General features: G+C 74.0%; 11 protein-coding genes. 7 read left to right on the top strand and 4 right to left on the bottom strand.

The features are described 5' to 3' along the window. The first annotated feature begins 64 nt into the window (after nt 1-64). From SM793_RS29005 to SM793_RS28975, 7 genes are all read left to right on the top strand, one after another. Nucleotides 65-1,126, top strand: coding sequence for a glycosyltransferase family 2 protein (locus SM793_RS29005; protein WP_320441264.1), 1,062 nt, complete (start codon nt 65-67; stop codon nt 1,124-1,126). Further along, nucleotides 1,126-2,154 (top strand): lysylphosphatidylglycerol synthase domain-containing protein, encoded by a 1,029-nt coding sequence (locus SM793_RS29000; RefSeq protein WP_320441263.1) that lies wholly within the window; start codon nt 1,126-1,128, stop codon nt 2,152-2,154. Before SM793_RS29005 ends, SM793_RS29000 begins: the two co-directional genes overlap by 1 nt. Next, the gene (locus tag SM793_RS28995; RefSeq protein WP_320441262.1) at nt 2,141-3,541 is read left to right on the top strand and encodes an aspartate aminotransferase family protein; all 1,401 of its coding nucleotides are present in this window, start codon (nt 2,141-2,143) and stop codon (nt 3,539-3,541) included. The genes SM793_RS29000 and SM793_RS28995 overlap by 14 nt, the downstream gene beginning before the upstream one ends. Before the next feature lie 137 nt (nt 3,542-3,678). Continuing rightward, the gene (locus SM793_RS28990; RefSeq protein WP_320441261.1) at nt 3,679-4,710 is read left to right on the top strand and encodes an NAD-dependent epimerase/dehydratase family protein; all 1,032 of its coding nucleotides are present in this window, start codon (nt 3,679-3,681) and stop codon (nt 4,708-4,710) included. A 13-nt stretch (nt 4,711-4,723) separates the two neighbouring features. Continuing rightward, nucleotides 4,724-5,659 (top strand): UbiA prenyltransferase family protein, encoded by a 936-nt coding sequence (locus SM793_RS28985; protein WP_320441260.1) that lies wholly within the window; start codon nt 4,724-4,726, stop codon nt 5,657-5,659. 70 nt (nt 5,660-5,729) lie between these two features. Next, nucleotides 5,730-7,946, top strand: a complete 2,217-nt coding sequence (locus SM793_RS28980) for a glycosyltransferase (protein WP_320441259.1) — start codon at nt 5,730-5,732, stop codon at nt 7,944-7,946. 21 nt (nt 7,947-7,967) lie between these two features. Then, nucleotides 7,968-8,903 carry a class I SAM-dependent methyltransferase gene (locus SM793_RS28975; protein ID WP_320441258.1) on the top strand — a complete coding sequence of 312 codons (936 nt, stop codon included), beginning with the start codon at nt 7,968-7,970 and terminating at the stop codon, nt 8,901-8,903. Nucleotides 8,904-8,988: 85 nt separating this feature from the next. Here the strand turns inward: SM793_RS28975 and SM793_RS28970 are convergent, their stop codons facing one another. The 4 genes from SM793_RS28970 to SM793_RS28955 all read right to left on the bottom strand — a co-directional run bounded on the left by SM793_RS28970 (nt 8,989) and on the right by SM793_RS28955 (nt 12,743). Then, nucleotides 8,989-9,687 carry an AfsR/SARP family transcriptional regulator gene (locus SM793_RS28970; protein ID WP_320441257.1) on the bottom strand — a complete coding sequence of 233 codons (699 nt, stop codon included), beginning with the start codon at nt 9,685-9,687 and terminating at the stop codon, nt 8,989-8,991. A 255-nt stretch (nt 9,688-9,942) separates the two neighbouring features. Next, on the bottom strand, nt 9,943-10,389 hold the full coding sequence (locus tag SM793_RS28965; RefSeq protein ID WP_320441256.1) for a hypothetical protein: 447 nt from the start codon (nt 10,387-10,389) through the stop codon (nt 9,943-9,945). 151 nt (nt 10,390-10,540) lie between these two features. Continuing rightward, nucleotides 10,541-11,347 (bottom strand): dethiobiotin synthase, encoded by an 807-nt coding sequence (bioD, locus tag SM793_RS28960; RefSeq protein WP_320441255.1) that lies wholly within the window; start codon nt 11,345-11,347, stop codon nt 10,541-10,543. Between the two features lie 91 nt (nt 11,348-11,438). Further along, entirely contained in the window at nt 11,439-12,743 is a 1,305-nt protein-coding gene (locus SM793_RS28955; protein WP_320441254.1) for an adenosylmethionine--8-amino-7-oxononanoate transaminase, read from the bottom strand. Nucleotides 12,744-12,754: the final 11 nt, after the last annotated feature.

The following is a 12,754-nucleotide window of genomic DNA, read 5'->3' as shown; positions in this document are numbered from 1 at the left end:
CTCCCGGACGCCCCCGATACGGGGACGATATCCACCCGATACGCGGTCCGCCTGAACTGGGCCCATGACCTTTTCCGTGACGGTCGTCGTCCCGGCCCACAACGCGGCCAGAACCCTTTCGGCCTGCCTGGACTCGGTGTACGCCCAGACCCACCGGCCGCACCAGGTGATCGTGGTCGACGACGGATCCACCGATGCCACCGCCCGGATCGCCGAGCGCTACCCGGCCGACGGCGGCCCGGCCGGGGGCCCCGCCGGGGGCCCGCCGTGCGAACTGATCCGGCTGTGGCCCAATCGCGGGGTTTCCGCCGCGCGGAATGCCGGAATCGCCGCGGCGACCGGTGAGGTGATCTTCTTCCTGGATTCCGACGAGGCCCTCACACCCGATTCGGTGGCGAATGCGCTGGAAATCCTGGAAAAGGATCCGGAATGCGGCTGCGTGCACGGGGTGATCGCCCCGGAACCGCTGTTCGACGACGGACCGGTGGAACGCTACCGGGTGCTGCACGCGCACTGGTGGCGGGTGCGCGGCGTAGGTGTGGTGGAGACGGCGTTCTTCGCCCAGGCGGCGGTGCGGCGCGAGGTGTTCGAGCGGATCGGCGGCTTCGACGAGAGCCTGCGCGACTCCGAGGACCTCGAACTCAGCGACCGGCTGGCCCCGCACTACCGGATCGTGCTCACGGACCGGGTGGTCGCCCACCACGACGAGGTCGAACGGCTCGGCCCGCTGCTCGCGGAGACCTACCGGCGCGCGCTGGTGCTCGTGCCCGCGCTGGCCTCGGCGCGGCGCGGCGGGCGGCGCAACCTCACCGCCAACAGCCCGGCCTCGGTCGCGACGGCCGCGTTCACCCTGGCCTCGCTGCCGCTGGCCGGCCGGTGGCCGGTGCTGCCGGCCGCCGGGCTGGCCGCCTTCTGCGCCGCCAACGCGGGACTGCTGCGGTTCGCCGCCCGGCGGCACGGGGCGGCGTTCGCGCCGTACGCGGCGGGCGTGCACTTCCTGGTCGTCGGTTCGCTGCTGACCGGCGCGGGCGTCGGCGCCCTGCGGATGCTGCGGCCGGGTCGGCGGCCGGTACCGGTCACGCCGACGCAGTGGACCGCACCGCCCACGACGGGGGAGCGGAACTGATGGCGGAACGGCTGCGCGCCCTCCTCACCCCCGCCATCGTGCTGGCCGCCCTGGTCGGCGTCGGCCTGCTGCTGCGGCACGAGGGCCCGGTCGCCGCCCGCGCCCTCGCCCGCGCCGACGCGGTCCCGCTGCTGCTCGCCGCGCTGGCCGCCAACATCGCCGGCCTGGTCCTCGCGGTGCACGCCTGGCGGGTGCTGGTGCCCGCGCCGCCGGGCAGTGCCCCCGGCACGCCGGGGCCGGTCCGGGGCCTGCTCGCGGCCCGGATCTACTTCCTCGGCCAGCTGTCCAAGTACCTGCCCGGCCGGGTGTGGGGCGTGCTCACCCATGTCACCCACGGCCGCGCGGTGGGCGTGCCGGCCGCCGCGATGACCTCCGCCTATCTGCTGAGCCTCGCGCTCACCGTCCTCGCCGGAGCCTGCGTCAGCCTGTTCGCCGCGCCCGCCGTTCTGCCGGGGCAGTGGTTCTGGCTGGTCCTGCCCGTCCTCGGCCTGCTCGCCTGCGTCGCCAGGCCCGCCCTGGCGACCGGGCCGGTCGTCATGCTCGCCCGGCTGGCCCGCCGCACCGTGGAGCCGCCGCCGGACGCCGCCGTCCGCCGGGCGATCGCGCTGGCGGTCGCCTCCTGGCTGGTGTCCGGGCTGCACCTGTGGTTCCTGGCGATCGCCCTCGGCGCGCCGGCCGTGTCCGCCGCGGGGCCGGGGATCGGGGCGTTCGCGCTCGCCACGGTGGTGAGCAGCCTCGCCGTGGTGGTCCCCGACGGCTGGGGCGTGCGCGAGCTGACCATCGCCGCCGCGCTCGCGGCCGTACTGCCCGGTGGCACCGCGGCGACGGCGGCCGTGGCCAGCCGCGTCGTGTGCGTGGTCGCCGAACTCGGCAGCTCCGCCGTCGTCCTGGCGCTGGCCCGGGCCCGGCTCGGCGCCCCGGGCACCCGTACCGCCGTCGACAGCACCGACAGCACCGCCAGCACCGGTTCCACCCCGGCTACCGCCCCCGCCCCCACCCCGATCGGAGACTCCCGTGTACACCCTTGACGACGCCGAACGGTTCGAGGTCGGCGAGGTGCACGACCTGTACCGCCGGTACGTGAACAAGAGCCAGGTCTCGCTGATGACCTCCTTCGGCTTCGGCCGCGAGCTGGTCGCGCACGCCGAGGGCGCCCACCTCACCCTCACCGACGGCCGGCGCATCCTGGACGTCACCGGCGGCGTCGGCGTGCTCAACCACGGCCACAACCACCCCCGCATCCTCGCCGTCCGGGAGCGCTTCGCCCGGGAGCGCCGGATGGAGGTCCACAAGACCTACTTCTCGCCCTACCTCGCCGCCCTCGGCCACAACCTCGCCGAGGTGCTGCCCGGCGACCTGTCGATGTCCTTCCTCCCCAACTCCGGCGCCGAGGCGGTCGAGGGCGCCGTCAAGCTCGCGTTCAAGTACCACAACGGCAAACGCCGGACGGTGCTGCGTGCGGACCGGGCCTTCCACGGCAAGCTCCTCGGCTCCGGCGGCCTCACCGGGCAGGCGCAGTTCGCATTCCCCACCATCCCCGGCATCGACACCTTCACCTACAACGACCTCGCCTCCGTGCGGCGCGCCGTGGCCGCCCACCCCGGCGACGTCTACGCGATCCTGGTCGAGCCGTTCAGCGCCTCCACCATCGAAGCCTGCTCGGAGGAGTTCCTGCGCGGACTGCGCGAGCTGTGCGACCGCGAGAGGATCGTGCTGATCTTCGACGAGATCTACACCGGCTGGGGCAAGACCGGCACTCTCTTCCACTTCATGCGCTACCCGGGCCTGCTGCCGGACGTGCTCACCACCTCCAAGTCCTTCGGCGGCGGCAAGTCCTCCATCTCGGCGTTCGTCGCCCGTGAACCGGTCTTCCGCAGGGCCTACGACAACCTCGGCGACGCCCTGCTGCAGTCCACCTCGACGACCTACTACGGCTTCGGCGAGGAGTGCGCCACCGCCCTGGAGGCCGTCAACATCGCGATCGAGGACGACTACCCGGCCCGGGCCCGGGCGATCGGCGCCGTCCTCGAACCGGGCCTGCGGCGGCTGGCGAAGGAGCACCCGGACACCGTCGCCCGGGTGGACGGCGCGGGCGCCCTGTGGGGCGTCTTCATCGACGGCGGGCCGCGGATCCTCGACCTGGTCGCCAAGCTCGCGCCCGGCGGGATGGCGCGCGACCCCCGGTTCAAGACCAAGCTGGTCACTTGCGCCGTCATCAGCGCCCTCTACCAGGACCACGGCATCTTCGCCTACTACACCCTCAACGGCCGCAATCCGCTGATCATCGGACCGTCCCTGATCACCGAACCGGCCGACGTCGAGCGGACCGTGGACGCCCTCGGGACCGTCCTCGACGAGGGGCTCGGCCGACTGGTCACCCGCTTCGTCAAGCAGAAGGTGGTCTCGCAGTGGTGACCCCGACCGGCCCCGACAACCGACCCGGCCCCGACAACCGCCCCGACGCAGGATCTGCCCCCGACGCGGCCCCCCGCCCCGACGCGGCCCCCCGCCCTGACGCAGCCCCCCGCCCCGACGCCGGCCCCCGCCTCACCGTGGCCGTCACCGGCGCCGCCGGCATGCTCGGCTCACGCCTCGCCGAACGCCTCACCGCCGACGGCCACCACGTGCGCGGCATCGACCTGCGCCCCGGCCCGGGCGTCGAGGTGGTCGGCGACATCCGCGACCGCCCCGCCCTCGACCGCGCCCTGCGCGGCGCCGACCTCCTGGTCCACGCCGCCGCCGCGCTCCCCAGCTACCCGGACGACCAGATCCGCTCCATCATCGTCGACGGCACCCGCGCCGTCTTCGCCGCCGCCCGCGCCGCCGGCACCCCCCGCGTGGTGCACATCTCCTCCACCGCCGTCTACGGCCTGCCCCGCCAGGTCCCCACCCCCGAGACCCACCCCCGCGAACCCGTCGACACCTACAGCCGCGCCAAGGCCGCCGCCGAGGAGATCGCCGAACGCCACCGCGCCGACGGCCTGTGCGTCCCGATCCTGCGGCCCAAGACCTTCGTCGGCCCCGGCCGGATGGGCCTGTTCGCGATGCTCTTCGAATGGGCCGAGGAGGGCCGCAACTTCCCCGTCCTCGGCCGGGGCGACGTCCGCACCCAGATGTTCGGCATCGACGACCTGGTGGACGCCGTGGTCACCGTCCTGCACGCCCCCGACCACCTCGCCAACGACACCTACAACCTCGCCGCCGCCGAATTCGGCACCCTGCGCGAGGACTTCCAGGCCGTCCTGGACGCCGCCGGCCACGGCAAGCACGTCGTCGGCCTGCCCGCCCGCCCCGCCCTCGCCGTCCTCGACACCCTGCAACGCGCCCGCCTCTCACCCGTCTACGGACGCCTGCTGCACAAGCTCACCGCCGACTCCTACGTCTCCATCGACAAGGCCCGCGACCGGCTCGGCTTCGCCCCCCGGCTCTCCAACCGGGACGCCATCCTGCGCACCTACGACTGGTGGCGCACCGCCCGGCACGAGACCCCGGCCGCCCCGCGCACCGGCGGCCCCGACGCGGGCCGCACCAGCCGCGACCCGTGGAGCCAGGGACTGCTGTCCGCCGTGAAGATCTTCTTCTGAGGAGCGCTCCGCCATGACCTCCCTGAGCGAACAGAGCTCGCAGCACGAGACGGGCCGACCCGGAGGGCCGCCCGAGCCCACCCGCCGCACCGCCGGCCCCTCCCGCCTGCCCGCACCGCTCGCCCTGCTCCGGCCCGGCCAGTGGCCCAAGAACATCCTGGTCGTCCCGCTGCCCCTGCTCGGCGCCGACCTCGCCTGGGGCATGACCGCCCGGATCGCCGTCGCCGTCGGCGCCTTCGTCCTCGCCTCCTCGCTCGTCTACGTCGTCAACGACCTCGCCGACGTCGAACGCGACCGCCGCCACCCCGTCAAACGCCACCGGCCGCTCGCCTCCGGACGGGTCGCGCCGCGCACCGCCGTCGGCCTCGCGCTGCTCCTCGCCGCCCTGCTCGCCCCCGTCCTGGCCGTCGCCGGACCGGGCGTCGCCGCCCCCGTCCTGCTCTACCTCGGCGTCAACGCCGCCTACAGCTGGCGGCTCAAACACCTCCCGCTGCTGGACGTCTTCGTCGTCGCCACCGGCTTCGTGCTCCGCCTGCTCGGCGGCTACGGGGCCAGCGGCCGCCCGCTCTCCGCCTGGCTGGTCCTCACCGTGCTCACCCTCTGCCTGGTCCTCATCGTCGGCAAACGGCGCCACGAACTCGGCGTCGCCGGCAGCGGCCACCGGCCCGCACTGGTCGGCTACTCCGCGCACTTCCTCGACCTGGTGCTGGTGCTCTGCTCCGGACTCACCGTCGTCGGCTACCTGCTCTACCTGCGCACCGAGTCCGGCTACGAGACCGGCGCCCTGCTCACCGCCCCGCTCGCCCTGTTCGCCCTCTTCCGCTACCTGCAGATCGTCGTCGTGCACGCCGAGGGCGGGAACCCCGTGCACACCCTGCTGCGCGACCGGGCCATGCTGGCCACCGCCGCGCTCTGGGCCGCCCTCCTGCTCACCTTCCAACTCACCTGACCGAACTCGCCCGCCCGAACCCCCCTGCCAGACAACCGCGTTGACCCCACGCCGTTCCGAACGAGGAGCCATGCCCACCACACCGCTCGTCTCGGTGGTCGTGCCGATGTACAACGACAGCCGCACCGTCGACCTCTGCCTCGGCTCCGTCCTCACCCAGAGCCACCCCGTGCACGAGGTGATCGTCGTCGACGACGCCAGCACCGACGACTCCGCCGCGCTCGCCGCCGCCCACCCCGTCACCCTCATCCGCGCCGAACGCAACGGCGGCCCCGGCGCCACCCGCAACCTCGGCGTCGAGCACGCCACCGGCGACATCGTGCTCTTCCTCGACGCCGACCTCGCGATCCACCCCGACGCCGTCGCCGAAGCAGTCGCGGTCTTCGCCGAACACCCCGAGTACGGGGCCGTGTTCGGCGTCCCCGACAAGGAACCGCTGTTCCCCGAGGGCCCCGTCGGCCAGTACCGCATCCTCCAGTACCACTACTGGCGCAAGAGCGCCGAAGGACTGGTCAGCGGCGGCTTCTACGCCCTCGGCGCCGTCCGCCGTACCGCCTTCCTGGAAGCCGGCCCGTTCAACCCCGCACTGCGCCAGACCGAGGAGATCGACCACGCCGAACGGCTCGCCGCCCGCCACCCCATGCTGCTCACCTCGCGCGTCCGGGGCCGGCTCTCCGACGAGAACCGGATCCGCCCGCTGCTGCGCAAGGCCTTCGTGCGCAGCCGGCTGCGGGTGCCGTTCTACCTCGATCGCGGGCGCGCGATGCAGGGCATGGAGACCCCCGGCCGGGCCCTCGCCTCGGTGCTCGCCGCGCTCACCCTGCTGAGCCTGCCCCTGATCGCCTGGCAGCCGGCGGCCGGGCTCGCCACCGCCCTGCTGCTCGCCGCCTTCGTCCTCACCGACCTCGGGCAGTACCGCTTCGTCCACCAGGAGCGCGGCTACCGCTTCCTCGCCTTCTTCACCCTCTGCCACCTCCTGCTGAACGCCGTCGTCACCGCCGGACTCGCCGCCGGACTCGGCCAGTTCGCGGTCAGCCGGAAGTTCCGCCGGATGTACCGGCAGGACGGGGCGCCCGCCGGCGGGCCGTCCGCCGACCCGTCCGCAGATCCGTCCGCCGACCCGTCCGACGGGCCCTTGGGGGACCCGGCCCCGGAACCCGCCCGCGCCCGGCGGATCGCCCGCCGGCTGCGCACCTGGTACGGCCGCGCCCTGGTCGGCCTCACCGGCGCCTGGCTGCTCTACGCCTTCTTCCGCTGGTCGGTCAGCGGACGCTGGCACTGGGCGATCCTGTTCGACGCCGTCCCGCCGGTACTCCTCGTCGCCGTGCCACTGTTCCTGCTGCTCGCCGCCGCGGGCGCCTGCGGACCGCGTCGCAGCTGGGCGCTCGGACTCGCCCTGCCGCCGCTGCTGCTCGGCCTCACCACCGGCTCCGGCCTCAACTGGCCGGCCCTGTGGCACGGCGAGCGGACGGTGCCGCCCGGAGCGCTGCACGTGGTCTCCTTCAACACCCAGTACTGGGCCGCGTCCACCGGCGTCGACCGGCTCTACGACCTGATCCACCGCCGGAACGCCGACGTGTACCTGTTCCAGGAGCACGTGGTCTGGCAGCCCGGCCTCGGCGAGGACGGCTACCGGCGGCTCGACGACGACGCCCGGCTCGCCGCCGAGTTCCCCGGCTACCACATCGCCCGCACCGGTGAACTGCTCACCGTCTCCCGCTACCCGATCGTCGAGCAGCGCTCCGTCGGCACCGGCGCCGCCCTCGGGGCGGACGCCTCCTTCAGCCGGATCTTCGCCCGCGACAAGGTGATGCGCACCGACCTCCAGGTCGGCGCCACCGTGCTCAGCGTCTACAACGTGCATGTCACCGTGCCGCTGGCGCCCGACCTCGACCCGTTCTCGGGCTTCGACTTCGACTCCTACTTCAAGCGCAAGTTCGCCTGGCGCCAGGAGGAGATCCGGGGCCTGGAGACCGAGCTCAGGGCGAACCCCAGCCGGACGCTGATCGCCGGCGACTTCAACGCCAGCCCCGCGATGCGCGACCTGGACGGGATCCGCTCGCTCGCGGACGACGCGATTCGCGCCAACAATGACTTCCTGCCGCTCAGTTGGAAGTTCTCCGCACCGGCCGGATTCGACTGGGACAGCGCGATCAACCGCCCCTACCCGCTCTGGCGGTTGGACTGGAGCTTCACCCGGGGCCCGGTGAAGGTCCACCGCTACGACTTCCGGTCCGCCGAGGGCATCTCCGAACACCGGCTGCAGGACCTCTGGCTCTCGCTCTGAACCACCCCGAAAGGACACGACATGGTGCTCAAGGATCTGCGGACCGCCGTCCGCACCGCCTCCGGCGTCGAACTGCTGGAGCGCCTGCCCGCGCTGCGCCGGCCGGTGGACTGGCTCGGCGAGCGGCCGGTGCTGCACGGCCTCACCCTGTGGGCGTTCGGGCTGCGCAAGCCGCTGTTCTGGGACCACGTGGTCACCCCCGAGCCGCGCGCCGAACTCACGGAGGTGCGCGACCTGTTGGAGAAGAACCGCGAGCGCTACGCGGAACGCCTGTCCGGCTTCCTGGAGTTGGGCGACCCGCTGAGCGGCATCCCGCTGCGCGGCACCGCGGCCGGCTCCACCCCGTACTGGAACAACGGCTGGCTGCCGCCGCTGGACGCCCTGTCGCTGTACGGGTTCCTGGCCGAGCTGCGGCCCGCCCGCTACCTGGAGATCGGCTCCGGCAACTCCACCAAGTTCGCCCGCCGGGCCGTCGAGGACCTCGGGCTGAGCACCCGGATCACCTCGATCGACCCGGCCCCGCGCGCCACCGTCGACCGGCTCTGCGACGAGGTGGTCCGCACCCCGCTCCAGCACGCCGACCTCGCGGTGTTCCGCGAGCTGGAGCCGGGCGACATCGTCTTCTTCGACGGGTCGCACCGGCTCCACATGGGCTCGGACGTCGCGGTGTTCTTCTTCGAGGTGCTACCGGTGCTCAAGCCCGGGGTGATCGTCCACGTGCACGACATCATGCTCCCGGCGGACTACCCGGCCTCCTGGCGCTGGCGGCACTACTCCGAGCAGTACCTGCTGGCCGCGCTGCTGACGGCCGCGCCGGGCCGGTTCGACGTCGAGCTGCCGGACGCCTTCGTGCACGCCGACCCGGAGCTGCGGCGGATCGCCGAGCCGCTCTGGCGCAGGCTCGGGGTCACCGAGCACTACGAGCCGGGGTCGTTCTGGTGGCGCCACACCGGCTGAGCCGGCCCGGAGCCGGGGTGGTGTCCGGGGTGGTGTCCGGGGGCGCCGGGCCGGGCGGGCGGGCCCGGGCGGCCGGACGGACGGCTCAGGAGGCCGGGCAGGCTCCGTTGAGGATGCCCTGCTCCAGCGTCCGCAGCTCCGGCCCCGGTTCCAGGCCCAGCTCCTCGACGAGCTGGGTGCGCAGGGTGCGGTAGACGCCGAGCGCCTCCACCGTCCGCCCGGAGCGGTGCAGGGCCTGCATCAGCAGCGCGTGCAGATGTTCGCGGAACGGGTGCGCGGAGACCAGTTCGAGCAACTCGCCGACCAGGTCCCCGGGCCGGCCGAGGGCCAGCTCCAGGCGCACCCGCTCCTCGACCGCGCGCAGCCGGTTCTCCTCCAGCCGGCGGGCCCAGGACTCCAGCGCCGGGCAGTCCAGGCCCGCCATGGCCGGTCCGGTCCACCGGTCGAGGGCCTGCCGCAGGACGGCGGCGGCCTCGGGGAGGTGGCCGGCGGCGGCCCGCAGCCGGGCGCGGGCGACCTCCTCGTTGAACAGCGCGGCGTCCAGCTCGCCCGGCCCGAGCCGGAGCCGGTAGCCGTTCGGATGGGTCTCGATCACCGGCGGCGCGCCCGCGTCGGCGAACACGCGGCGCAGCTGGGAGACGCAGATCCGGATCTGCGTCCGGGCGCTGACCGGTGGCGCGGCGCCCCACAGGTTGTCCACCAGCCGGTCCAGCGGGACGACCCAATTGGGTGTCAGGGTGAGCGTCGCCAGCACGAGTTGGCTGCGTCGTCCCCCGAGTGGCACCGGCCTTCCGTCGACGTCGACCTGGAGTGGTCCCAGGATGTTCACCAGCACAGTACGGCCCCCGTTCGTCGCTCTCACCTGCGCCGAAATGGCGCCGCGGAAGCGGAGGAGACTCCGCCGTCCGGGCGCCGGATGGCAGCATGGTATAGACCTTTAAGGGGTGTCAAGGGCACTTCAAGGACGCCGGATGGCCGGATCGGGCCCCGGTCCGGGAGCCCATCCCGGCGGCCGGGAACCCTTCGGCCTGACGGGCCGTCAGGAACTGTCGCTCAGCGCGTAGGTGCGGAAGGTGGCGAGCAGGGGCAGCACATCGGTCTTGCTCGGCTCCTCGGTGACGGCCCGCATGGCGTCGATCACCGCGTGCGCGATCACCTTGACCACAGCCAGGTCGTCCCCGGCCGTCCCGCCCCAGGCGCGCAGGGTCCGGGTGAGCAGGGCGCTCATCCGGGCGCCGATGTTGGAGCTCACCGCATCGGTGAGTTCGGCGAGTTCCTCCTCGGTCATGCTCGACCGCAGGCCGAAGGCCAGCGCCATCAGCGTGTCGACGGCGTGCTCGCCGTAGCGCGCGACCAGCGCGGCGAGCGGCTGCTCGGCCGGCCCCCCGGCGGCCAGCGCGGCCAGGGCCTCGTCGTCGTCCTTCCAAGCCGCTTCGAGCGCGGCCAGGGCCCGCAGGGCCTCGTCCACCATCAGGCCATCCGTCATGCGGAGAACCGTATTGAGCGTCCGGGGGCCGGGGGAGGGGTCGGCCGGGATCTCACCCGATCGAGCGAAAACGGCGCGGTTCCGCCACCGGGGCGCCGGAGGCGTGGCGTTGCACGCTCTGCCGCCGCCGGGCCGCCGCCGGGCCCTCGGTTCAGCCGGCCCCGTGCTCGGCGGTGAAGGCGGCGGCGTCCCAGTCGCCGTGCAGCGCCGGCGCGAGCGCGGCGACCGCGAGCGCGGTGAAGTCCGCCGCCCGGCCCGCGTGTTCGGGCAGCGCGCCGAGCAGCGGCGCACCGGCGGCGGCCCGCGGCAGGTCGGTGAGATTGCAGCGGTCGGCGAGCCCGGGGGAGTCCGGCCAGGCGCCGACCACCACGCCGAGCAGCGGCAGACCGCGTGCGGCCAGCGCCTCGGCCGTGAGCGCGGTGGTGTTCAGCGTGCCGAGACCGGCCGTCGCCACCAGCAGCACCTCGGCGGGCAGGCCGAGTTCACGCACCGCGTGAGCCTGGTCGGCGAGCGTCCGGCCCTGCTCGTCGAAGCGGACCAGCAGCCCGCCGGCGCCCTCGACCAGCACCAGGTCGTGCCGTTCGGCCAGGGCCGCGACCTCCTTCGCCACGTCCTCGGCCGCCACACACGGCAGGCCGGACCGGCGGGCCGCCGTGTCGGGCGCCAAGGGCTCCGGGTAGCGGGCGAGTTCGCGCAGCGTGAGGGCGTCCGGGTGCGGCGCCGCAGGCCCGGCCAGCCGGCGGACCTCCTCGGCGTCGCCCGCCTCGTCGGGGGCGACCCCGGTCTGGCCGGGCTTGAGCACCGCGACCCGCAGACCGGCCCGCAGGGCGCCGGCCGTGACGGCCGCCGTGGTGACGGTCTTGCCGACCTCGGTGCCGGTCCCGGTCACGAAGACGACGCGTCCGCCCGCCGCCGCGTCCGTGTCCCTGCCCACGTCCTTGCCCGCGTCCCTGCTCATGTCCCCGTCCCTGCCCATGCTTCCGTTCCCGTTCCCGTTCCCGTTCCCGTTCCGTTCCCGGTCCCGCTTCCGTCCCGGTCCGCCGCCGCGCTCATCCGGCGGCAGCCGCCGCCGTGACGGCCGAGGCGATCCGCGCCACGTCCTCGTCACCGGTGATGTACGGCGGCATGGTGTAGACGAGGTCCCGGAACGGGCGCAGCCAGACGCCCTCCCGCGCGGCGGCCTCGGTCGCCGCCGCCATGTCCACCGGGTGGTCCAGCTGCACGACGCCGATCGCGCCGAGCACCCGGACGTCCTTCACGCCCGGCAGCGCGGCGGCGTCCGCCAGGCCCGCGCTCAGCCCGGTGCCGATCCGCTTGACCTCGGTCGCCCAGTCCTGCCCGAGCAGCAGGTCGATCGAGGCGTTGGCGACCGCCGCCGCCAGCGGGTTGCCCATGAACGTCGGCCCGTGGGCCAGCACCGGCACCGTGCCGCGGCTGATACCGTCCGCGATCTCCGCCGTGCACAGGGTGGCCGCCATGGTGAGGTAGCCGCCGGTCAGCGCCTTGCCGAGGCACATCACGTCCGGGGCGACGCCCGCGTGGTCGGCGGCGAACAGCTCGCCGCTGCGGCCGAAGCCGGTGGCGATCTCGTCGAAGACGAGCAACACCCCGTGCCGGTCGCACAGTTCGCGCAGCATCCGGAGGTAGGCCGGGGAGTGGAAGCGCATTCCGCCGGCGCCCTGCACCACCGGTTCCACGATCACCGCCGCCAGCTCGCCGGCGTGGCGCTCCACCAGGTCCTCGAAGGCCCGGACGTACGCGTCGTCGAGCGGGGCGTCGAAGCCGGCCGGCGGCTCGGCGGCGAACAGCTGGTGGGGCAGCACCCCACCCCACAGCTGGTGCATGCCGCCCTCCGGGTCGCACACCGACATCGGATGGAAGGTGTCCCCGTGGTAGCCGCCGCGCCAGGTGAGCAGCCGCCGCTTCTCGGGCCGCCCCACGGACTGCCAGTACTGCAGGCACATCTTCATCGCGACCTCGACGGCCACCGAGCCCGAGTCGGCGAGGAACACGTGCCGCAGCGGCTCCGGGGTGATCTCCACCAGGGTGGCCGCCAGCCGGACGGCGGGCTCGTGGGTGAGCCCGCCGAACATGACATGGCTCATCCGGCCCAGCTGCCCGCGTACCGCCTCGTCCAGCACCGGGTGCCCGTACCCGTGGATCGCCGCCCACCAGGACGACATGCCGTCCACCAGCTCGCGCCGCCCGCCCGCGACCGGCGCGGCCAGCCGCAGCCGGACGCCGGAGGCGGACTCCACCACGTACGGGGTGGCGGTGCCGGGCATCGGCCCGTACGGGTGCCAGACGTGCGCCCGGTCGAGCGCTATCAGGGTGTCGGTGGACAGCTGGGTCATGGGGAGAGGAC

The sequence above is a fragment of the Kitasatospora purpeofusca genome (assembly GCF_034043715.1).
Taxonomy (GTDB): Bacteria; Actinomycetota; Actinomycetes; order Streptomycetales; family Streptomycetaceae; genus Kitasatospora; species Kitasatospora purpeofusca_A.
Note: the sequence above shows the minus strand (reverse complement) of the source record. Positions and strands in the feature narration are given on the sequence as shown.

Coding starts and splice junctions, on each gene's coding strand:
- SM793_RS28975 (WP_320441258.1), top strand. CDS start 7,968: ATGGTGCTCAAGGATCTGCGGACCGCCGTCCGCACCGCCTCCGGCGTC.
- SM793_RS29000 (WP_320441263.1), top strand. CDS start 1,126: ATGGCGGAACGGCTGCGCGCCCTCCTCACCCCCGCCATCGTGCTGGCC.
- SM793_RS28955 (WP_320441254.1), bottom strand. CDS start 12,743: ATGACCCAGCTGTCCACCGACACCCTGATAGCGCTCGACCGGGCGCAC.
- SM793_RS29005 (WP_320441264.1), top strand. CDS start 65: ATGACCTTTTCCGTGACGGTCGTCGTCCCGGCCCACAACGCGGCCAGA.
- SM793_RS28980 (WP_320441259.1), top strand. CDS start 5,730: ATGCCCACCACACCGCTCGTCTCGGTGGTCGTGCCGATGTACAACGAC.
- SM793_RS28965 (WP_320441256.1), bottom strand. CDS start 10,389: ATGACGGATGGCCTGATGGTGGACGAGGCCCTGCGGGCCCTGGCCGCG.
- bioD (WP_320441255.1), bottom strand. CDS start 11,347: ATGAGCAGGGACGCGGGCAAGGACGTGGGCAGGGACACGGACGCGGCG.
- SM793_RS28985 (WP_320441260.1), top strand. CDS start 4,724: ATGACCTCCCTGAGCGAACAGAGCTCGCAGCACGAGACGGGCCGACCC.